General features: G+C 56.8%; 17 protein-coding genes and 1 pseudogene. 5 read left to right on the plus strand and 13 right to left on the minus strand.

Features of this window, described 5'->3' with window-relative positions:
• The first annotated feature begins 1 nt into the window (after position 1).
• Together xerC and JJD74_RS07515 are read left to right on the plus strand one after the other, a co-directional pair.
• A complete protein-coding gene (xerC, locus tag JJD74_RS07510; protein WP_047304123.1) occupies positions 2 to 901 on the plus strand; it encodes a tyrosine recombinase XerC in 900 nt (299 codons plus the stop codon).
• Entirely contained in the window at positions 898 to 1,617 is a 720-nt protein-coding gene (locus JJD74_RS07515; protein WP_200612593.1) for an HAD family hydrolase, read from the plus strand. The genes xerC and JJD74_RS07515 overlap by 4 nt, the downstream gene beginning before the upstream one ends.
• Positions 1,618 to 1,655: 38 nt before the next feature.
• Here JJD74_RS07515 and cysC read toward each other — a convergent pair whose 3' ends face one another.
• From cysC to glnK, 7 genes are all read right to left on the minus strand, one after another.
• Positions 1,656 to 2,258 carry an adenylyl-sulfate kinase gene (gene cysC / locus JJD74_RS07520; protein ID WP_200612595.1) on the minus strand — a complete coding sequence of 201 codons (603 nt, stop codon included), beginning with the start codon at positions 2,256 to 2,258 and terminating at the stop codon, positions 1,656 to 1,658.
• 105 nt (positions 2,259 to 2,363) lie between these two features.
• Complete coding sequence (locus tag JJD74_RS07525) at positions 2,364 to 3,845, minus strand: hypothetical protein (protein WP_200612598.1); 1,482 nt, start codon at positions 3,843 to 3,845, stop codon at positions 2,364 to 2,366.
• Positions 3,846 to 4,341: 496 nt separating this feature from the next.
• Positions 4,342 to 6,222 carry an acyltransferase family protein gene (locus tag JJD74_RS07530; protein ID WP_200612601.1) on the minus strand — a complete coding sequence of 627 codons (1,881 nt, stop codon included), beginning with the start codon at positions 6,220 to 6,222 and terminating at the stop codon, positions 4,342 to 4,344.
• 388 nt (positions 6,223 to 6,610) lie between these two features.
• Entirely contained in the window at positions 6,611 to 6,937 is a 327-nt protein-coding gene (gene sutA / locus JJD74_RS07535; RefSeq protein ID WP_042561721.1) for a transcriptional regulator SutA, read from the minus strand.
• A gap of 101 nt (positions 6,938 to 7,038) precedes the next feature.
• On the minus strand, positions 7,039 to 7,464 hold the full coding sequence (locus JJD74_RS07540) for a secondary thiamine-phosphate synthase enzyme YjbQ (RefSeq protein ID WP_042561722.1): 426 nt from the start codon (positions 7,462 to 7,464) through the stop codon (positions 7,039 to 7,041).
• Positions 7,465 to 7,677: 213 nt separating this feature from the next.
• Positions 7,678 to 9,015 carry an ammonium transporter gene (locus JJD74_RS07545; RefSeq protein WP_042561723.1) on the minus strand — a complete coding sequence of 446 codons (1,338 nt, stop codon included), beginning with the start codon at positions 9,013 to 9,015 and terminating at the stop codon, positions 7,678 to 7,680.
• A 37-nt stretch (positions 9,016 to 9,052) separates the two neighbouring features.
• A complete protein-coding gene (gene glnK / locus JJD74_RS07550) occupies positions 9,053 to 9,391 on the minus strand; it encodes a P-II family nitrogen regulator (RefSeq protein WP_002555808.1) in 339 nt (112 codons plus the stop codon).
• A gap of 414 nt (positions 9,392 to 9,805) precedes the next feature.
• Here glnK and JJD74_RS07555 point away from each other — a divergent pair, with 414 nt between their 5' ends.
• Entirely contained in the window at positions 9,806 to 10,066 is a 261-nt protein-coding gene (locus JJD74_RS07555; protein ID WP_007920416.1) for an accessory factor UbiK family protein, read from the plus strand.
• A gap of 60 nt (positions 10,067 to 10,126) precedes the next feature.
• Here the strand turns inward: JJD74_RS07555 and JJD74_RS07560 are convergent, their stop codons facing one another.
• Together JJD74_RS07560 and JJD74_RS07565 are read right to left on the minus strand one after the other, a co-directional pair.
• On the minus strand, positions 10,127 to 10,687 hold the full coding sequence (locus JJD74_RS07560; protein ID WP_047304127.1) for a nucleotidyltransferase family protein: 561 nt from the start codon (positions 10,685 to 10,687) through the stop codon (positions 10,127 to 10,129).
• Between the two features lie 44 nt (positions 10,688 to 10,731).
• Positions 10,732 to 11,036 (minus strand): annotated as a pseudogene (locus JJD74_RS07565) (HigA family addiction module antitoxin).
• 323 nt (positions 11,037 to 11,359) lie between these two features.
• Between JJD74_RS07565 and JJD74_RS07570 the strand changes: the two are divergent.
• Entirely contained in the window at positions 11,360 to 12,853 is a 1,494-nt protein-coding gene (locus JJD74_RS07570; protein ID WP_200612605.1) for a YifB family Mg chelatase-like AAA ATPase, read from the plus strand.
• On the opposite strand, the gene JJD74_RS07575 is transcribed toward JJD74_RS07570, so the two are convergent.
• The 3 genes from JJD74_RS07575 to JJD74_RS07585 all read right to left on the minus strand — a co-directional run bounded on the left by JJD74_RS07575 (position 12,850) and on the right by JJD74_RS07585 (position 17,363).
• Entirely contained in the window at positions 12,850 to 14,064 is a 1,215-nt protein-coding gene (locus JJD74_RS07575) for an aldose 1-epimerase family protein (RefSeq protein ID WP_150593470.1), read from the minus strand. The genes JJD74_RS07570 and JJD74_RS07575 overlap by 4 nt on opposite strands.
• A 216-nt stretch (positions 14,065 to 14,280) precedes the next feature.
• Positions 14,281 to 16,257 (minus strand): methyl-accepting chemotaxis protein, encoded by a 1,977-nt coding sequence (locus JJD74_RS07580; protein WP_042561729.1) that lies wholly within the window; start codon positions 16,255 to 16,257, stop codon positions 14,281 to 14,283.
• Between the two features lie 185 nt (positions 16,258 to 16,442).
• Positions 16,443 to 17,363: a LysR substrate-binding domain-containing protein gene (locus JJD74_RS07585; RefSeq protein WP_200612608.1), complete on the minus strand. Its 921-nt coding sequence runs from the start codon at positions 17,361 to 17,363 to the stop codon at positions 16,443 to 16,445.
• A gap of 158 nt (positions 17,364 to 17,521) precedes the next feature.
• On the opposite strand from JJD74_RS07585, the gene JJD74_RS07590 reads away from it, so the two are divergent.
• A complete protein-coding gene (locus JJD74_RS07590) occupies positions 17,522 to 18,916 on the plus strand; it encodes a NorM family multidrug efflux MATE transporter (RefSeq protein ID WP_042562248.1) in 1,395 nt (464 codons plus the stop codon).
• 127 nt (positions 18,917 to 19,043) lie between these two features.
• Here JJD74_RS07590 and JJD74_RS07595 read toward each other — a convergent pair whose 3' ends face one another.
• Entirely contained in the window at positions 19,044 to 20,717 is a 1,674-nt protein-coding gene (locus JJD74_RS07595) for a putative bifunctional diguanylate cyclase/phosphodiesterase (protein ID WP_200612611.1), read from the minus strand.
• Between the last annotated feature and the right edge of the window lie 137 nt (positions 20,718 to 20,854).

Consider the following 20,854-nt stretch of genomic DNA (forward strand, 5'->3'; position numbering starts at 1 on the left):
CATGGAACGACAACTGGACGCTTACTGCGAACACCTGCGCAGTGAGCGACAGGTGTCGCCGCACACACTGTCGGCTTACCGCCGCGACCTCGATAAAGTCCTCGGCTGGTGCGTCAAACAGAACATCGGCAGTTGGGCCGCGCTGGACATCCAGCGCCTGCGCAGCCTGATCGCCCGCCTGCATGCCCAGGGCCAGTCCTCGCGCAGCCTCGCCCGCTTGCTCTCGGCAGTGCGCGGGCTCTATCACTATCTGAACCGCGAAGGGCTCTGCGATCACGATCCGGCCACCGGCCTCGCGCCACCGAAAGGTGAACGTCGCCTGCCGAAAACCCTCGATACCGACCGTGCGCTGCAGTTGCTTGAGGGTGCGGTCGAGGATGATTTTCTAGCGCTGCGTGATCAGGCAATTCTGGAGTTGTTCTATTCCTCTGGCCTGCGTTTGTCGGAGCTGACGGGGCTCAATCTCGATCAGCTCGACCTCGCCGACGGCATGGTTCAGGTGCTCGGCAAGGGCAGCAAAACCCGTCTGCTGCCGGTCGGCAGAAAGGCCCGCGAAGCCCTCGAACAATGGCTGCCGCTGCGGGCCATGACCAACCCGGCAGATGACGCCGTTTTCGTCAGCCAGCAAGGTCGGCGCCTCGGCCCGCGAGCCATTCAGGTGCGGGTCAAACTGGCCGGTGAGCGTGAATTGGGGCAGAACCTGCATCCGCATATGCTGCGGCATTCCTTCGCCAGTCACTTGCTGGAATCCTCGCAGGACCTGCGCGCGGTGCAGGAACTGCTCGGCCACTCCGATATCAAGACCACGCAGATCTACACCCATCTGGACTTCCAGCACCTGGCGGCGGTCTACGACAGTGCCCATCCACGGGCCAAACGCATGAAAGGCGATGACTCATGAGCATCCAGTTGATCACCTTCGACCTCGACGACACCCTGTGGCACACCGCTCCGGTAATCGTCAGTGCCGAAGCGATATTGCGCGAATGGCTGAGCGAACATGCGCCGAATCTGGGCGCGGTACCGGTGGAGCACTTGTGGTCGATCCGCGAACGGGTGCTGGCTAATGAACCGGGCCTCAAACACCGCATCAGTGCGTTGCGCCGGCGGGTGTTGTTCCACGCCCTGGAAGAGGCGGGTTACGCCCATGGCGAAGCGTCGGAGCTGGCGGACAAGAGTTTTGAAGTGTTCTTGCATGCGCGGCACCAGATCGAGGTGTTCCCCGAAGTCGAGCCGGTACTGGAAATTCTCGCCAATCATTACGCCCTCGGCGTGGTCACCAATGGCAACGCCGACGTGCGTCGATTGGGGCTGGCGGATTACTTCAAGTTTGCGCTCTGCGCCGAAGACATCGGCATCGCCAAACCGGATGCGCGACTGTTTCACGAGGCATTGCAGCGCGGCGGCGTGAGCGCCGAAGCCGCGGTGCATATTGGCGATCATCCGGGCGATGACATTGCCGGGGCGCAGGAGGCAGGGTTGCGCGCGGTGTGGTTCAACCCGGCGGGTAAAGACTGGGAAGCGGATCGTCTGCCGGATGCCGAGATCCGTAGCTTGACTGACTTGCCAGCCGTTCTCGCACAGTGGAATGCCGCTGGCGCCCCAACAGTCGATTGACGCTTTCAATCAACTCCGGGGCGCATATTCAAGTGTCACTAAATGGCAACTTTGGAAAGAATCTCCTGCAGACAATCGGCCACGCTCAGTTCACTCGCATCTAATTTAAGTGCAGGTGCTGCAGGGACTTCATAAGGAGCACTAACACCCGTGAAGTGCGGGATCTGGCCCGCTCTCGCCTTGCGGTACAACCCCTTCGGATCAAGTTGCTCACAAACGCTCAACGGCGTACTCAGGTAAACCTCAAGAAACCGCTCCTCGCCAATAATCGATTTGGCATTATCGCGATCAGCACTGCTGGGTGAGATACATGCAACCATGACCATCACCCCGGCATCGTTCATTAAATTCGCCACCTCGGCCACACGCCGAATGTTTTCAGAACGATCTTGCGCAGTAAAACCTAGATCTTTACACAGTCCATGCCGCACATTGTCGCCATCCAGTACGAAGGCAGATCGGCCATTCTCGACAAAAAATTTTTCCAGCGCAAACGCCAGCGTCGACTTGCCCGAAGCACTCAGCCCCGTGAGCCATATCGTTAAAGGTTTTTGCACCGAAAGTCGCTCTCGTTCGTCTGGAGATACTCGAGTTGAGTGCCATACCACATCATCCTTGATATCCGTTGTTTTTCTTTTCATAACAGATACCTCACACAGCACTGACAGTGCAAACCCAAAGTATAATCAGGGCGCGCTCTTGCACCCTCGTCATCAAATCTTGTCAGGCACCGTAATAATCAAAACTCAAACCGCATCAATTTCTTTATCGAAGCGCCTGATTGTCGAACCAATCCAACGTATACCCAATGCCCCCTTCAGATAGGGCAGTCTTTTCGCGCTCAGGCTAAGGATAAGCTTTGAATCAACATGAAATGTCAATCCTTCATCACTCGCCGTCACGCGAATGACGCCAGAGAACGGCAGACCTGGCACATCAACATCCAACTCTCGAACCCACTCGACACCATTATGAGTCCAGAGCACCAGGCCCGTTTCTTCGCTATTAGCTGGTCGAATTAACAAGGCATGCATGTCGGTGTCACCACCGTTGCCCTGATAGGTAACAACGCCAGCATGGGCATCGGAAGAAGTGCTGCCCAGCGTATAGCTGAACTCCAGAGTTCTTTCCGACTGCCCAGAATCATCTAGTTGCTTAATCAAACAGAGTGTATCCAGTTTTGCCTCTTTCCCACCATCCGAGAGTTGTGTCGGGCCACCGTAGATGAGTTCCATATCCGCCCACTGACTTTTTGCACTCAGCAGCCGTCGACTGACGACCAATCTTTCTTGGGATTTGCGGGCAAACAGGTTGTTTTCAATAAGCGCTGGAACATTGTTGAAAACTTGGCCATGGTGTGCCAAGTCAGCAACGCTTAACAAGCGAACTTCGTTGACAGCACCATATGGCCCGAGGCAAATGTAATCCAACGCTTTAAAGGTATCGCGCTCCAGAATCCACAACCCGCTCATCGAACTACGGCGCAAATCACGCCCTGTCATCTGGCTTTCACCGACAACCATGAAATCCGTAGAAACCGCCAGTCCGCGAGTAAAAATCGGACTACCTGCCTCCCAAATAATTCTGTTTTCATCGACGTCGATCAATGCACCGATATTACTATGACAGGCGATTTTCTGCCCTTGATCCGTCAACCATATATTATGCAGGCCGGTTCTTCCTTCAATAGGCTCCAGACTGACAAGTTCAAGTTCCGGGTAAGAAAGAACAGCCAGTAACGAACCATGATGATGTCCATGGGCAACGACATACAGATGTCCGTCTTTTTCAAATACGGAATTCAAATGATCGCCGGTAATTTCCTGGATAGACAATCGATCCCAGCGCGCGTCCGACAGTCTCTTCTCCTGGAAATGACCTGGCTTGCTCAAATCAATTACAGTGATGGCATTTCTGCCTGTATTGGTGCTGACTACGCGACCATCAGATGCACAAAGAATTTGATGGGGTGCCGACAAAAACGGCTCAGTGCGTTGGTGGCCGCGGGAGATCCAGCCAAGCTCAGAGTTGGCGTAACCGTGAATATCCAGCAGTTTCGAGTTATCCAGACCCGAATGTGAAAGTACCAATTCTTCACCGCCGGGAAACCAGCTGATACCGTAATACTCAGAACGCTCGCTCTCGATCGGGAAGACCTTTTTCGAGTTTAAATCTACCAGAAGCAAATGCCCAGCTGTACCGACAACGGCATATATTGGATCCAACATTTTCTTCTCCTCGGCACCCATATGACGTCATAGCAATCTTTAATTACGCGACGTCATTCGCAGAAGGTAATTTTAACAAAACAGTTAAATTAATCAACTGATTAAAAATCACACACTTAACGAAGTTCTATAAAACAGGACAATTCACAACTTACTTCTAACAAAATCGGTAAAAACCTCGACCGAATCAATTATAAACTTCAAATTCGCCCCTTAATCCTCACGACTTCGCGCACCTGGCTCAATACCGGCAAAAGGCCTACAAGCCAATAAAGGGGTGTTGCGATGCGAGGATGGGAAAGGATTGCAGGGCCATCGGAGAATACAGGACAAACAAAAATTGAACGCTTTTACTGTGCGCGGCAAATGAGGAGAGCAGTATTTATGACTTACAGTCGGCAACGTACAATCGCCTTTGCCGACCAATAACATCAAGGAAGGCTGAACAACCAATGACCCAATATTGATTGCTCAGCCGCCGTAAGCAGATCAAAAATTACTGGTTCATCAATGACTTCAAGATTGGAAGGGCGATTATCTTTTCAGCAACATACTTCGCCCCGGCGGGAGTCAAATGAGAGCCATCGGAAGACATCAGCTTGCCGTTCATATCAAATAAAGGGCATTGACCATCTTGACAAATACTTGACTCCAGATCGAGAAGGCGATCTTTTTTCACAGCAGAAGACAACAGTTTATTAATATAATCAATCCCCGCATCCTGAGAAGAACGGTAGGATATTCTTTGATCAAAATTAAGACTGCTCAGCTTGAGTAAATCAACGACCCCGAAGAATTTTCTTCCTACTACAAAAAATTTATCCTTGCCAAAATCTCGCTCAAGATTGTATAAACTTTTGCCTAACAACTCTATCTGCCACGGAGTCCAAACCGACACAAGAATAACCCGATCAGCTTCGACCAGTAACTTTTTGAGCTTATCTTTATCATACCAGTTACCATTCAGACATTGCTGTCGATGGTCTGGATCAACTTTATCAATAAAACTTTCATCGAGATATAAATTCCCGCAAGCATACTCGAGCCTGTAGAAAGAAATGTCGCTTTTATCGTAGTATTCTGTTTCATGTAGCACATTAATAAAATCAGCGGCCATGCTATCACCGATCACCAATATTTTATTATCAGCGCCGCCGTCGAAATCTTTCAAGCCCAGTTTGTCCGCCTTGGCCCAGACGAAATCGCTCTTCTCTTCAGTAAAAGCAAGAATATCCATTGATGCGGCGTCGTACCGTGCAAAATTTCCTTCTGTAGCGTATCCGGCAAAACCGAATGTCAAACAGCAGACCGGTACAAGTGCGCTAAATGAGGCCACTTGCTTGGGGCTGAACGCTCGCGCCTGCCTGAAGGGCCCTTCAATAAACCGCCAGCTTAAGTAGGCACAGATTGCAGTTAGCAGTAGTAATACAGCAATCACCTCCAGGCTAAGATTTGGAGAAATCTTATATCGGGCAAAAGCGAACAATGGTTGATGCCATAAATAGGCGCTGTAACTGACCAAGCCAACAGCGACAAAAATTTTCGCCCCAAGTAGCTTACCCACAAAGGTTGTCGGCGTTGCGCATAGAATAACAAGTGCTGCACCCACCGTAGGTACGAGTGCATAGAAACTAGGGAATGGGGTGTTCTTGTCAAAATAGACCGCTGAAAAGACGATGAGCAAAAAACCAACGCCAGCGCCGAACTGCGCTGTGAACTGTCCAAGCTTTTTATCGTTGCCTCCAAAAAGATAAAAAGCTATGAGCGCACCCATCACAAGCTCCCAAGCCCTTGTTGGCAAGAGATAAAATGTAGCAGCCGGGTATTCATTGACGTTAATCTGCGCCGCGAGCAAACTGGCAATGAAAATCAGCAGTAATGTATAGATGATAAATTTCTTACCCAGCTGCCAAGTCGCCATAAGGAAAACTGGGAACAACAAATAGTACTGCTCTTCTACCGCCAGACTCCATGTATGAAGAAGCGGCTTCAGCTCCGCAGCAGTATCAAAATAACCGCTTGCATTCCAGAAAAATATATTCGACGAAAAAATCGAAACTGCCGCCAAACTGCCAGAGAAATCCTTCATATCTCTGGGAAGCAACCATATCCACGCGAAAAACATTGATACAACCATCATGACGAAAAGCGCGGGCAGGATGCGTCTCGCCCTTCGCTCGTAGAATTTGAGCAATGAGAAGGTACCGCGCTCTTTTTCAGAAAGAAGGATCGATGTAATCAGATAGCCGCTGATAACGAAAAAGACATCGACACCAACAAACCCCCCTTTAAATATTCCAAAACCAGCATGGAACAAGATGACAGGTAATACCGCGAGGGCGCGAAGGCCATCAACTTCTCTTCTATAAGTCAACACTTCTTACATACCCTCTCAGAGTCTTTCTTCACGCCGAACCCACTCCGCATGATTTTACTTTATAGAATGCCAATACCGATACCGATACCGAAGGTAGCTACTCAAATAAATAATCAGGTGCTTCATATTACTGTTTATTTATACTTTGCAGAAATGCCCCTCGACACACTATATCTGCCAATAGTTTGCCGGAAGCTTATAACATTTTTAACGTTGAGAAAAAACCTGGAGAAAAGAGCATCAGTGATTGCTTCAGTTCGACCCTCACAAGAGCAACGGACTGAGGTTGTGTCGCACGGAACCGCTCCCCTAATAAATTTCTCGTAAACATCAAAAACAAAAAAGCCCGCAGCGACGGCGGGCTTTTTCAGCAAGCAAGCGGCACGCCTCAGATAGGGCGGCTGCCGTACTTGTTGTCCGGCTTCTTGGGCGGATCGGCGACCACATTGGCCTCCACTTCCTGCACTTTTCCGCCACGCGACAAGAACTCTTCCATGGCCTTGGCCAGGGCATCGCGCTCCTTGTTCTTGGCTTCAATACTCGGCAAATCGTCTACCGACACCGCAGCCTTGGCTTTGCCTTTGGCAGCCGGGGCCGGCGTATCTTCGCCGCCATCGTCGTCAGCAACGTCTTCCGCTGCCGCTTCCAGGCCTTCCTCGGCCTCGTCTTCGTCGCCTACTTCGAGGTCGTCGTTTTCCAGATCATCGTCGCTCATGTTCTACCTCATGACTTGCGAAAAGCAGATTAGTTATAGACCAGCTTTGGCAACTGTCGAAAGTCGCCGTTAAAAAATCGTTCGCCGCTGCTGACCAGCGGCTATGCCCCTTCACCGTGCAAGGTGGCGAGGACTTTACGGGCACCGCCGTGATCACGGTGCTCGCCCAGATAAACACCTTGCCAGGTTCCCAGTGCCAATCGACCTGCCGAAACCGGCAGACTGATCTGGCAGCCAAGCACGCTGGCCTTGAAGTGCGCCGGGAGGTCGTCCAGGCCTTCGTCGTTATGCTCATAGCCGTCTGCTCCTTGTGGGATCAGACGATTGAAAAATCGTTCGAAGTCGCGACGGACCGCCGGATCGGCGTTCTCGTTGATGGTCAACGATGCCGAGGTGTGCTGCAGCCACAGATGCAACAGACCGACCCGACACTCCCTGAGTTCGGGCAAGCCATGAATCAACTCGTCCGTTACCAGATGAAAGCCCCGGGGCCTTGCCCGCAGGGTTATCAGAGTCTGTTGCCACATACAGTTCTCCGCACGTTCGGGGCGCATTCTAGCGCGCTCTGGGAAAAAACAAAGGCCCTAATATTCCTGCAATGATGTAAGCCTTTGGCCGTAGAAAAACGCTCGTCGTAAACACGACTAAAGGCGTACGAAAAATCCTTTCAGCTGTTCCTTAAACGACAAATCCCGGACAAAAAAATGCCCGGCAAGCCGGGCAATTTTTTACTTCGCGTCTTACAGGTTGTAGCCGCGTTCGTTGTGTTGAGCCAGATCGAGGCCAACCGACTCTTCTTCCTCGGTCACACGCAGACCCATTACGGCGTCCAGGACCTTGAGGATGACGTAGGTGACGATCGCGGTGTAGATGACCGTGAAGCCGACGCCTTTGCACTGAATCCAGACCTGCGCACCAATGTCGGTGACAGTGCCGAAGCCACCCAGGGCAGGAGCGGCGAAAACACCGGTGAGGATCGCGCCGAGGATACCGCCGATACCGTGCACGCCGAAGGCATCCAGGGAGTCGTCGTAACCGAGTTTGCGTTTCAGGGTAGTGGCGCAGAAGAAGCACACCACGCCTGCCGCGAGACCGATCACCAGTGCGCCCATCGGGCCGACGGTGCCGGCAGCCGGGGTGATCGCCACAAGACCGGCAACCACACCAGAAGCGATGCCCAGTGCGCTTGGCTTACCGTGAGTGACCCATTCGGCAAACATCCAGCCCAGTGCAGCAGCAGCGGTCGCGATCTGGGTGACCAGCATCGCCATGCCAGCGGTGCCGTTGGCCGCAGCAGCGGAACCGGCGTTGAAGCCGAACCAGCCGACCCACAGCATCGCGGCGCCCATCAGGGTGTAACCAAGGTTGTGCGGCGCCATCGGCGTGGTCGGGAAGCCTTTGCGCTTGCCCAGTACCAGACAGGCAATCAGACCGGCAACACCGGCGTTGATGTGCACCACGGTGCCGCCAGCGAAGTCAAGTACGCCCCAGTCCCACATCAGGCCGCCGTTACCGGACCAGACCATGTGCGCGATTGGTGCATACACCAGAGTGAACCAGATGCCCATGAAGATCAGCATCGCGGAGAACTTCATCCGCTCGGCGAACGCACCGACGATCAACGCCGGAGTGATGATCGCGAAGGTCATCTGGAAGGTGATGAACACCGCCTCAGGGAACAGCGCGGCAGGACCGGTAATGCTCGAAGGCGTGACACCGGCGAGGAACGCCTTGCCCATGCCGCCGAAGAACGAGTTGAAGTTGACGACGCCCTGCTCCATGCCGGTGGTGTCGAACGCGATGCTGTAGCCATAAATGACCCACAGGATGCTGATCAGACCGGTAATGGCGAAGCACTGCATCAACACGGAAAGAATGTTTTTCGAGCGAACCATGCCGCCGTAGAACAGCGCCAGGCCGGGAATGGTCATGAACAGCACGAGGGCCGTCGAGGTGAGCATCCAGGCTGTGTCGCCGGAATTGAGGACTGGGGCCGCCACTTCGTCTGCCGCCATTGCAAGGCCGGGCATTACGATGGACAACAGGGCTCCTAGCCCTGCGAATTTACGCAGAGTCATATTGTTTTCTCCTGGGGCGTTGGGTTTGTGGCGGCGCTTAAATCGCGTCGGTATCGGTTTCGCCGGTACGGATGCGAATCGCCTGTTCCAGATTGACCACGAAGATCTTGCCGTCACCGATCTTGCCGGTGTTGGCCGCCTTGGTTATCGCTTCGATAACCCGATCCAGATCCTTGTCGTCGATGGCCACGTCGATTTTCACCTTGGGCAGAAAATCGACCACATATTCCGCGCCGCGATACAGCTCGGTGTGACCCTTCTGCCGGCCGAAGCCTTTGACTTCAGTAACGGTAATGCCCTGCACGCCGATTTCGGACAGCGACTCGCGCACGTCGTCCAACTTGAACGGCTTAATGATGGCAGTGACTAGCTTCATGAAAACTCTCTCCCGAATTGGTGGACTTGCCCCAGGAAAACAAACCCGACTCAAGTCTAAGCGCAGTGCCTGGCTTTGTAACGCATCGTCGGCCATACCTGTCCGACTGACGCCAGCTAACCGCTGCTGACGAAACTCCCCGCTTCGTCTGCCGCACTGCATTCGTCACAGCGACTGCATCAGTGCATGGGTCAAGAGTGACTAAGCAGAAACCTTGCCATCTCGGCAAAAACCTCTGATTTCAATCCCTTGGCCGCTACCGCAAGCACTCGCGTGCAAAACGCTTCGCGGATACGCACAACAACGGTGCGTCACCGTCCGTCTGCCTGCGCGAAAAGCGTGCATCCCTGACGACGAGATTGACTATAGACACTGCGTGATACACTGCCGGCCATTGTTTCCAGGACATTTCCCATGCTCGCGCCCAAAGACTTCCTCGACGCCCTGAGCGGCACCGCTTCCCGCCTGTTCAGCGGCGACACCCCGCTGCCAAAAGCCGAAATCGAAAGCCAATTCAAGATGCTGCTGCAAAGTGCCTTCAGCAAACTCGATCTGGTCAGCCGTGAAGAGTTCGATAGTCAGATGGTGGTGTTGGCCCGCACTCGTGCCCGCCTCGAAAGTCTCGAAGCGAAAGTTGCCGAGATGGAAGCGAAGCTGACGCCGCCCGCCGAGTAACCCCGCAACCCCCCTGTAGGAGCTGCCGAAGGCTGCGATCTTTTGATCAAAAAAAGGCGATTACTCGGTAAACTTCAGATTTGGCCAAGTGCGAAGCCAGTCTTTCCCCTGCATGCGTTCCAGATAGATTTCCCGTTTGTCGATCTGGAACCTTGCTGTAGGTCGAACAACAAGTTGCAACAGATCCTCCAAACCAAGCGGCGCTGCGACCTCCAGAGCGCCTTGCGAGTCGAGCCTTATGGCAATTGCCGTGGCTGTCTCCGGCCAGAACCTGATGGCATCAATTGCGCTGGCATATGGCGTATCAGAATTTCGCAGATGCATGCGCGCCTGGTTCTTTACTGACCAATTGTATGAAGCATCCATATTTCGCAAACAGGCTTCCAGTTCAGTGTCTGACTGAACAGTGGCCCGCCCCGGATCGAACCAGATGACATCGATGTCCGAAGGCAATGGCGAGTAAGCACGCTGGTGCAAGTGATCCCAAACCGCGCTACGCAGAAACCCTGCGCCGACCCAGCAATCAGGTAAACCAAGAGATTGCACCAGACTCAATATGCTCATGCGCACTGGGTCGGCTTCGATGAGCGCCTGGATTTGCAACACTTGTTCAGAATTCATAGTTCCATTCAGTCACGCATGACTTCACTGCTTGATCTAAATAATTACGCGCAATGTGCCAGCCGCTCCACCTGATCATGGATAGAAGCACCTCTTTCAATTTCCGCTTTGCGCAAATCGTAAGTCGATTGCAGGTTCAGCCAAAACTCTGGGTGGTGTCCAGACAGTAGGACAGTCTGAGCTCCATATCAGCGCTGACACCTCTGCGTTGTAGAACGATGTCGTTCACCGTCGGAGTGGATAGACTCAACGCCCTCGCCAGCGCAGCAGCCGTCAGGTTCAGAGGCTCCAGGTACTCATCTTTGAGGATCTCGCCCGGATGTACCGGACGCATACCATTTTTAGTCATACTCACCTCAGTGGTAATCGACGATTTCAACATCCTCGGGGCTGATGTCGAAAAAATCAAACAAGGCATCCCGCGCTTTCGGTGCTCCCTCAAAGCTTTCGGAAATGGCCTACTCACGCTCCTTGGCTCGCACTTAAAAGATCGCCATTTCCTACAGTAATAATCGCTAATTCTGCTTGCAGTTCTGGTTCAGAATTTCTCGACTCGCTCCTGCAACATTCTGCGAAACGTTGCCCTGTACACCTCCCTGCTGAAACGACTTCTCCCGACTACCCTTAAAAAACCCGCAGGAAGCGGACCCCGATTCAGCTCAAGGAACGACCATGTCCCTCTCCATCGTCCACAGTCGCGCCCAGATTGGCGTGGATGCTCCAGCCGTCACTGTCGAAGTTCATCTGGCAAACGGTCTGCCCTCCCTGACCATGGTTGGCCTGCCCGAGGCGGCGGTGAAGGAGAGCAAGGATCGGGTACGCAGCGCGATCATCAACTCCGGGCTGCAGTTTCCGGCGCGGCGGATCACTTTGAATCTGGCGCCGGCGGATCTGCCCAAGGATGGCGGGCGGTTTGATCTGGCGATTGCTTTGGGGATTTTGTCGGCGAGTGTGCAGGTGCCGTGTCTCACGCTGGACGATGTGGAATGCCTCGGAGAGCTGGCGTTGTCCGGCGCGGTGCGGCCGGTACGCGGGGTGTTGCCAGCGGCACTGGCGGCGCGCAAGGCCGGGCGGGCGTTGGTGGTGCCGCGAGCGAATGCCGAGGAGGCGTGCCTGGCGTCGGGGTTGAAGGTGTATGCGGTTGATCATCTGCTGGAAGCGGTGGCGCATTTCAATGGGCATACGCCGGTGGAGCCTTACGTATCGGACGGTTTGATCCATGCCGCCAGACCCTATCCCGATCTCAATGAAGTTCAAGGGCAGATGGCCGCCAAACGCGCGTTGCTGATTGCCGCAGCGGGTGCGCATAACCTGCTGTTCAGCGGGCCGCCGGGGACAGGCAAGACGCTGCTGGCCAGTCGACTGCCGGGGCTACTGCCACCTTTGTCCGAATGCGAAGCGCTGGAGGTGGCGGCGATTCAATCCGTCGCCAGCGGCGTGCCACTGACCCATTGGCCCCAGCGCCCCTTTCGCCAGCCGCATCACTCGGCGTCAGGCCCGGCACTGGTCGGCGGTAGTTCAAAACCACAACCCGGCGAAATCACCCTCGCCCACCACGGCGTGCTTTTTCTAGACGAGTTGCCGGAGTTTGATCGCAAGGTGCTGGAGGTGCTGCGCGAGCCGCTGGAGTCCGGGCATATCGTGATTGCCCGGGCCAAGGATCGTGTGCGTTTCCCGGCGCGGTTTCAGTTGGTGGCGGCGATGAACCCGTGTCCCTGTGGATATCTTGGTGAGCCGAGTGGCAAATGCTCGTGCACGCCGGACATGGTGCAGCGCTATCGCAACAAGCTCTCGGGGCCGTTACTGGACCGGATCGATTTGCACCTGACGGTGGCGCGGGAAGCGACGGCGTTGAACCCGCAAGTGAAACCGGGAGAGGACAGCGCCAGCGCCGCGGCGTTGGTGGCCGAGGCGCGTGAGCGGCAGCTGAAGCGTCAAGGCTGCGCCAATGCATTTCTCGATTTGCCTGGACTGAAAAGGCACTGCAAGTTATCCACAGCCGACGAAACCTGGCTGGAGTCAGCCTGCGAAAGGCTGACTTTATCGCTTCGCTCGGCACATCGGTTACTCAAGGTTGCCCGGACACTGGCAGACCTTGAGCAAGTCGATGCAATCAGACGTGAGCACCTGGCCGAAGCGCTGCAATACCGGCCGGCGACGCCTTAATGCTCGGTCAGATCAACCAGCGGCGCTTGCCGCACTTCGGTTTCACGCCCGGCCTGGATTTCGGTTACTCGCTTCAAGGCGTTATCCACGGCAGCTTTGTCCGCGAGCAGGCTGTAGCTGATCTGGAACTGTTTGTGTTCCTTGGGTGCAATGGTCGGGACCAGATTCAGCGGACGCTGATAGCGGCGGTTGTAGGAAAAACTGGTGCCCGGCTCCAGTCCCGTGACATAGCCCTGCCCTTGGGTGTCAGTGTTTTTCCACAGGGAAAACACCGGCAACTGCCGGGTATTGAAACCGACAGAGACACCGAGGCTACCGGCCTTGTTGTGCAAAACGGTCAGGGTTTCGCCTTTGGCATCCGCATAGGGCACGACGTTGTAGACGGTTTCGTCATAGTCCTTGGTTGGGGCGCGGTAGGTCTGCCAGTCGGCCAAATCGCCCTTGGCCTTGTCGTTGAAAGGCGACACCTGTTTTACCGGTGCAGCAAAGCGTGCGCCCTGTTCGAGGAATGGCGTACTGAAGTTGCTGTGATACAGCGCCTGGTATTCCTTTGGATAATCGCCGTTGTTGGTCAACGTATCGTTGAGTGCGAAACGCACGCTGCCGGGCTCGGTGACCAGTTCAGTAACGACCGAAAAGTCGACTTTCTTGAACGCCTGCTCTTTCAGCTCTCCGCGCAAACTGATGGCGTAGGGCGGCTTTTCATCGATATGCAACGTGACGGTACTGGCCGGGATGTTGGCGGCGCGTCCGTGCAGGGTCAGCAGCTCACCCTTGTCCATGCCGGGATGGCCGACCCATTCGTAACCACAGCGGGTCACCAACTCGTTGAAACCTTCCAGCCAGCCCAGACCACCGCGCCCATTGAGCTCAATGAATGCCGGGTTGACCACATCCTTGACCGGCGAATCCCAGCCCATCCGCACGCTGCCAACGGAAGCGTGCAGGACATTCATGCCACGGGTTGGCACCACCGAGAGTTTCATCGTGCCGTTATCGATGTCGACAATACTCACGCCTTCCTGCCGCCCACCGTGCAAGGTTCGCAGGCTCACAGAGAAAGGCTTGTCGGTTTTCACGCCGAGTTGCTCGCTGGTGACGGTCCAGTTTTGCGCGGGTTTGTCAGTGTCGAGGAGGACGTAATCCCAAGCCATGGCATGGGAGGCAGCGGACAGTGCGCCGAGTGCGGCGACAAGTTTGAGCGGGGTCATGGCAGCAGCCTTTATTGGAGTTGTGCCATTTTTATAGCGCTGCGGAAACGTTTCAGCAAGTACGAATGAAGGAGATACAGGGTGATCTGCCATATCGGCGGCGACGTATTCGCGAGCAGGCTCGCTCCCACGGGATTTTCGGATGTTCACAAGATTTGTGAGCCACCCAGAAAACTGTGGGAGCGAGCCTGCTCGCGAAGCTATTTCAGTGGCGCATCAACGAAAGCGATCAACCTCGGAACGCAAGTCCGCCGCCAGTTTCTCCAGCTCTTTGGCAGTGACCGCGAGGTTCGACACAACTTCACGCTGCTCACTGTTGGCCAGCGCAATGCTTTGCAGGTTGCTGCTGAGCAAGGTCGCCGTGCTGCTCTGCTCCTGAGTCGCCGTCGTGATCGCCGCAAACTGCTGCCCCGCCGAGCGGCTCTGCTCATCGATGCGCGCCAGTGCCGAAGCAACGTTGGCATTACGCGACAAGCCTTCCTGCATCAGCACGTTGCCCTGCTCCATGGTGCTGATTGCGTTGCCGGTTTCCTGCTGGATGCTGTGGATCATGCTGGAAATTTCATCCGTCGCCTGACGGGTGCGCGAGGCCAGGCTGCGCACTTCATCAGCCACCACGGCAAAGCCGCGACCTTGTTCACCGGCACGGGCCGCTTCAATCGCAGCGTTGAGCGCCAGCAGGTTGGTCTGTTCGGCAATCGAGGTAATCACGCCAACGATGCCGCCAATTTCCTGGGAGCGCTGGCCGAGAGTGTTGATCACTGTTGCGGTACTGTTCAGGGCGCCAGCAATCTGCTCCAGAGACGACGAAGCTTCTTCCATCGAGCTGCGGCCGATCTGCGTTTGCTGAGCGTTTTCCTGCGCCAGGCGCTGGGTTGCGCCCATGTTGTCGGCAATGTCCAGCGACGTCGCGCTGAACTCTTCAACCGCGCCAGCCATGCTGGTGATCTCGCCGGATTGTTGCTCCATGCCTTCGTACGCGCCGCCGGACAAACCGGACAGCGCCTGGGCACGGCTGTTGACCTCTTCCGAGGCGAGGCGGATGTGCTCGACCATGGTCGACAGTGCCTGGCTCATCTGGTTGAAGGCGCGAGACAGCTGACCGATTTCATCGTTGCTCGACACGTTCAGACGCACGCTCAGATCACCGGCCCCCAAGGCCTCGGCCTGACGTACCAGGTCACTCAACGGCGCCAATTTGCTGCGCAGCAACCAAACCACAGAGCCAACCGCCAGCAGCATCGCCAGCAGGCTGCCGATGGCCAGTTGCGTGCCGACGCTCCAGGTCACTGCACGAATCTCGGCTTTCGGCATGCTCGCCACGACCGCCCACGGCCCGCCGTCGAAGGGCACCGAAACGCTGTAGAAGTCTTCAGACTTGTCGCTCCAGAAATGGCCTTTGCCCGGCGTTTTGGACATGCCGCCGATCACCGGGATCGCTTGATCCAGCGCTTGCACACCTGCTGGCGCAACCAGCCATTTGTTCTGTTCATCAAGCAGGGCCAGCGAACCGGTCTGACCGATGCGGAAGCGCTTGAGGTTGTCGAACTGGGCGTTCTGCGCGTCGGTGTAATCGAAGCCGACGAACAGCACCGCAATCACCTTGCCGCTGCCATCGCGCACCGGGGTGTACTGGGTCATGTAAGAACGATCAAAGAGCAACGCCCGGCCGACGTAGCTTTGCCCCGCCATCAACTTCGCATAGGCCGGATGCGCATGATCGAGCAAGGTGCCGATGGCGCGGCTGCCATCCTGTTTGGTCAGGGAGGTGCTGACCCGCACGAAGTCTTCGCCGCTGCGCACAAACAGTGTGGCAACGCCCGCCGTCATTTGTGTGAACTCGTCGACTTCCATGAAGTTGTTGTTCAACACTTCGCTGCCCAGGTGCAGACCCGGGGTCTGGGTGCCGGCAACCGTTACCGGCTCACTCGGGTGAATGCTCAAACCGGCGCTGAAGCGCTTCTCGAACAAACCGCTCAAGCGCTGAGTGCTTTCTCGCAACGTGCCGTGGAAGGTGCTCAGTTGGTCGGCCAGCAGCCGAGCCTCACTGGCCAGGTGCTCTTCACGGGTGGCAAGGTTGGCGTTATCCAGCGAACGCAAGGCAAAGACTGTACTGCCGCTGATGACAATCGCCAGTATCACGGCGAGCGCGAGGCCCAGCTGCGAGGCGATCCGAGCGCGAGGTTGAGACATGGTCAGCTCCTGGCCGAGCCACGGGATCCTCCTTGATCTCGACTCGGATAATTTTCTAATAGTTGGGGGTCACTCGTGGACACCGGCACGACGGTTCCACATGCACGTATTCGGCGGCAGCGCCAAATACTTGAGCGAATAGCAGGGTTATGGCACAAGGCCGGCATTGTGGCGGCTCTAACGTTTCAGCTCAAGCGCGCAACTGCCGGCAGTTCCATGGCGCGGACCTCGCCTTGCAGGAAGTCGCTGAGACGACGCAAACGTTCACCTCCCGGACGGGTTTTGGGCCACACCAGGTAATAATTCAGGCCACTGGCGACAGCCGTAGGCCACGGCAGGCTCAAGCGGCCTTGCGCCACATCTTCAGCCACCATCAACAAATCGCCCATCGACACGCCGTAACCCCGCGCCGCAGCGATCATCCCCAACTCCAGCGTGTCGAACACCTGCCCGCCCTTGAGCGACACCTGATCGGCCAACCCCATGTGCTCCAGCCAACTGCGCCAATCGCGGCGATCCGGGGTCGGATGGAGCAACTCGGCAGCCGCCAGTCGGGCCACGTCCCAAGGTTGATCGTGCAGCAGATTGGGCGCGCCAACGGGGATCAGTTCCTCGGGAAACAACAGGCTGGCCTCCCAGTCCAGCGGAAAATGGCCGTCGCTCAGCAACACCGCGCAGTCGAACGGCTCATCGTTGAAGTCCACCGAGTCGATGTCCATCCACGCACTGGTCAACTGCACCTCGTTGCCCGGCTGCAAATGCCGGAAGCGACTCAAGCGCGCCAGCAACCAGCGCATGGTCAGGGTCGATGGCGCCTTCATGCGCAGGATGTCGTCCTCGGCGCGCAAGGTGTTGCAGGCGCGCTCGAGCGCTGTGAAGCCTTCGCGGATGCCCGGCAACAGCAGGCGCGCCGCTTCGGTCAGCTGCAAATTGCGTCCGCTGCGATGAAACAGTCGACAGGCGAAGTGATCTTCAAGCGTTCGAATGTGCCGACTCACCGCACTCTGGGTGATGGACAGTTCCTCGGCCGCACGGGTGAACGAGCTATGTCGCGCTGCCGCTTCGAATGCGCGCAGGGCATACAACGGAGGAAGTCGACGGGACATGCACAAAGCTCCTGTAGCGGGATGCGGCCAACTTAGCAGAATTCTTTCATGATGAGTTTTAATCATGCCAGCCATCCTTTTTATCCCTTTGTGCAATCCCTTCCAAGCGCCGAGAATCGACGGTCTCTTGTTCCCTCGATTGATGGCGGGTGATGACCATGCAGCATCCTGTGCGTACTGAACTCTGGGCCATCCTGCGGCTGGCGGGGCCGTTGATTGCCTCGCAGTTGGCGCATATGTTGATGGTGCTGACCGACACCTTGATGATGGCGCGCCTGAGCCCTGAGGCGCTCGCCGGCGGTGGCTTGGGCGCCGCGACTTACTCGTTCGTGTCGATTTTCTGCATTGGCGTGATAGCGGCGGTCGGCACGCTGGTAGCGATCCGGAAGGGCGCGGGCGACATTATTGGCGCCGCACGCCTGACCCAGGCCGGGTTGTGGCTGGCGTGGCTGATGGCGCTGGGTGCCGGGCTGCTGTTGTGGAACCTGAAACCGGTGTTGCTGCTGTTCGGCCAGACTGAAACCAACGTCAACGCCGCCGGGCAATTCCTGATTGCCCTGCCGTTCGCCCTCCCCGGCTATCTGAGCTTCATGGCCCTGCGCGGCTTCACCAGTGCCATCGGCCGGGCGACGCCGGTCATGGTCATCAGCCTGGTCGGCACAGTGGCGAACTTCCTGCTTAATTACGCGCTGATCACCGGCATGTTCGGCCTGCCGAAACTGGGCTTGATGGGCATCGGTCTGGTCACGGCGATCGTTGCCAACTGCATGGCACTGGCCCTGGCCTGGCACATTCATCGACATCCGGCGTACGACGCTTATCCATTGCGCGCAGGGTTGTCGCGGCCGAACCGGCAGTACCTCAAGGAGCTGTGGCGCCTCGGTCTGCCAATTGGCGGCACCTACGCGGTGGAAGTCGGGCTGTTCGCCTTCGCCGCGCTGTGCATGGGCACCATGGGCAGCACGCAACTGGGCGCGCATCAGATTGCTTTGCAGATCGTGTCGGTGGCATTCATGGTGCCGGCGGGGATGTCGTACGCCATCACCATGCGTGTCGGTCAGCATTACGGCGCGGGGCAATTGGTTGATGCGCGAATGTCCGGGCGAGTCGGGATCGTGTTCGGCGCAGTGGCGATGCTGGGGTTTGCGATGGTGTTCTGGCTACTGCCGAATCAGTTGATCGGCTTGTTTCTCGACCATAACGATCCGGCGTTTGCCGAGGTGATCCAACTGGCCGTGAGCCTGCTGGCGGTAGCGGCGTGGTTTGAGCTGTTCGACGGAACGCAGACGATTGCCATGGGCTGCATTCGTGGGCTCAAGGACGCGAAGACCACGTTTTTGGTCGGGCTCGGCTGTTATTGGCTGATCGGTGCGCCGGCGGCGTGGTGGATGGCGTTCCACCTGAACTGGGGGCCGACGGGTGTCTGGTGGGGGTTGGCGCTTGGGCTGGCGTGTGCGGCAGTGAGTCTGACGCTGGCGTTCGAGTGGAAGATGAAGCGGATGATTCGGCGTGAGCCGCAATCTCGGGGCTTCAACATCCCTCAGCCTGAATGAGTTTCACTTTGTGGGAGCGAGCCTGCTCGCGAATGCGATCGGTCAGTCAAATCATCTTTGCCTGACACACCGCTTTCGCGAGCGGGCTCGCTCCCACAGGGATTAATGCCTAACCCGGAGATTGTGTTCAGCTCACGATTTCAAGCGCTGGCTGTTGGCTTGAGCCGAAGGTGAGATATTCAACCAGTTCCGCCAACGGCAACGGCCGGCTGATCAGATACCCCTGCACCTGATCGCAACCAAACCCGCGCAGCAGTTCAAGTTGCTCCGTGGTTTCCACGCCTTCAGCCACTACTTCCAGATGCAGGTTGTGCGCGAGGTTGATCATCGCGTGCACCAGTTTGCGGTTCTCTTCGCGTTGTTCCATGCCACCGACGAAGCTCTTGTCGATCTTCAGCAAAGCGATCGGCAGGCTGTTGAGGTGCACGAACGATGAAAACCCGGTGCCGAAGTCGTCCAGCGAGAAGCGCACGCCGAGGCGGCCGAGGGCGTCCATGGTCTGTTTGACCAGGTCACTGCGGCGCATCACTGCGGTTTCGGTCAGTTCAAACTCCAGCCACTGCGCCTCGACGCCACGTTCGGCGATCAAACGGCTGAGCGTCGGCAGCAACTGGCTGTCCTGAAACTGACGGAACGACAGGTTGATCGCCATGTGCAGCGCCGGCAAACCGCGCTCGCGCAAGGCCTGCATGTCGCGCAGGGCCCTGGAAATCACCCAGTAACCCAGCGGCACGATCAAGCCACTCTGCTCGGCCAGCGGCACGAATTCACTGGGTGGCAGCAGCCCGCGTTCACCATGGCGCCAACGCACCAAGGCTTCGAGGCCGACGATCTGGCCGTCTTCGATATTCAGGCGCGGCTGGTAATGCAGCTCCAGCTCGTCGCGACGCAAGGCCCGGCGCAGCTCGCTCTCAAGGTCGGCCATGCTCCGCGCGTTGCGGTTGATGCGTTCGTTGAAGATGTGAAAGGTGCAGCCCTGCGTGCTTTTCGCCTGCTGCATGGCAATGTGCGCATGCCACATCAACGGGTCGGCGCCACCCTGCGCGCGGGCATGGGCGATGCCGAGGCTGGAACCGATCAACAAGCTTTCGCCGTCGACCCAGTAGGGTTCGGCCAGGGCTTCGGTGATGCGTTCGGCCATCCACTCGGCGCGTTGCGGCGCGCGGCGGGTGTCGATCAGCAGGGCGAATTCGTCACTCCCCAGGCGCGCCAGTTGATCACCGGCCTCCAACTGACTTTTCAACCGCGCAACGACTTGCAGGATCAAGCGGTCGCCAGCCTGATGACCTAGGGCGTCGTTGGCGTGACGGAAGTTGTCGAGGTCAAGATGCCCGAGGGCCAGGCCTCGTCCGTCGTTTTCCGCCAGGCGCGCGGCGAGCAAGGTCTGGAAGCCCTGACGGTTGGCGATACCGGTCAACGGATCCTGTTCGGCGAGGCGCTGCAGAGTGTTTTCCAGTACGCCGCGTTCGCGAACGTGGTGCAGGCAACGACGGAGCATGCCAGCGTCAAGGGCATCGAACACCAGCCAGTCGCTGACGCCAACGGGCGCGGTGACCGGTTCGTGCTCCAGCAGCAACACCGTCGGCAGGCTGCAACGGCCCGGCGCCGGTTGTAATGCAGGAAGGGTCAACAGTACCGCGTTGCGGTTGTCTTCGAACAAACGGCTGACCGACTCCCAGTTCGGTGCGCTGATCAGCACTGCCGCGCTCCCCATTGGCGCCAGACACTCGCGCAATAGCGCTGTCCACGCTGGCTCTTCGGCCAGTAACAGCAAACGCAAGGGTTCGACAGGCGTAGTCAAGCTGACTCCCTAGACTCTGCAATGATGTGGGCGGCGGGCATTATGCCGGTGCGCAGACCAATCTCCAAATGACAACGGTTATCAAAAACCGAATACGCGTCATGAATGAGAACATTAGCCGCAAAATCACCATGCAT

The sequence above is a fragment of the Pseudomonas sp. MF6776 genome (assembly GCF_016613125.1).
GTDB classification, from domain to species: Bacteria; Pseudomonadota; Gammaproteobacteria; order Pseudomonadales; family Pseudomonadaceae; genus Aquipseudomonas; species Aquipseudomonas iridis.

Excerpts from the sequence above, each read along its gene's own strand:
- JJD74_RS07525 (WP_200612598.1), bottom strand. The coding sequence starts at position 3,845 with ATGTTGGATCCAATATATGCCGTTGTCGGTACAGCTGGGCATTTGCTT.
- JJD74_RS07545 (WP_042561723.1), bottom strand. The coding sequence starts at position 9,015 with ATGACTCTGCGTAAATTCGCAGGGCTAGGAGCCCTGTTGTCCATCGTA.
- JJD74_RS07590 (WP_042562248.1), top strand. The coding sequence starts at position 17,522 with ATGCAGCATCCTGTGCGTACTGAACTCTGGGCCATCCTGCGGCTGGCG.
- sutA (WP_042561721.1), bottom strand. The coding sequence starts at position 6,937 with ATGAGCGACGATGATCTGGAAAACGACGACCTCGAAGTAGGCGACGAA.
- JJD74_RS07555 (WP_007920416.1), top strand. The coding sequence starts at position 9,806 with ATGCTCGCGCCCAAAGACTTCCTCGACGCCCTGAGCGGCACCGCTTCC.
- JJD74_RS07515 (WP_200612593.1), top strand. The coding sequence starts at position 898 with ATGAGCATCCAGTTGATCACCTTCGACCTCGACGACACCCTGTGGCAC.
- JJD74_RS07540 (WP_042561722.1), bottom strand. The coding sequence starts at position 7,464 with ATGTGGCAACAGACTCTGATAACCCTGCGGGCAAGGCCCCGGGGCTTT.
- JJD74_RS07560 (WP_047304127.1), bottom strand. The coding sequence starts at position 10,687 with ATGAATTCTGAACAAGTGTTGCAAATCCAGGCGCTCATCGAAGCCGAC.
- cysC (WP_200612595.1), bottom strand. The coding sequence starts at position 2,258 with ATGAAAAGAAAAACAACGGATATCAAGGATGATGTGGTATGGCACTCA.
- xerC (WP_047304123.1), top strand. The coding sequence starts at position 2 with ATGGAACGACAACTGGACGCTTACTGCGAACACCTGCGCAGTGAGCGA.
- JJD74_RS07580 (WP_042561729.1), bottom strand. The coding sequence starts at position 16,257 with ATGTCTCAACCTCGCGCTCGGATCGCCTCGCAGCTGGGCCTCGCGCTC.
- JJD74_RS07570 (WP_200612605.1), top strand. The coding sequence starts at position 11,360 with ATGTCCCTCTCCATCGTCCACAGTCGCGCCCAGATTGGCGTGGATGCT.
- glnK (WP_002555808.1), bottom strand. The coding sequence starts at position 9,391 with ATGAAGCTAGTCACTGCCATCATTAAGCCGTTCAAGTTGGACGACGTG.
- JJD74_RS07585 (WP_200612608.1), bottom strand. The coding sequence starts at position 17,363 with ATGTCCCGTCGACTTCCTCCGTTGTATGCCCTGCGCGCATTCGAAGCG.
- JJD74_RS07575 (WP_150593470.1), bottom strand. The coding sequence starts at position 14,064 with ATGACCCCGCTCAAACTTGTCGCCGCACTCGGCGCACTGTCCGCTGCC.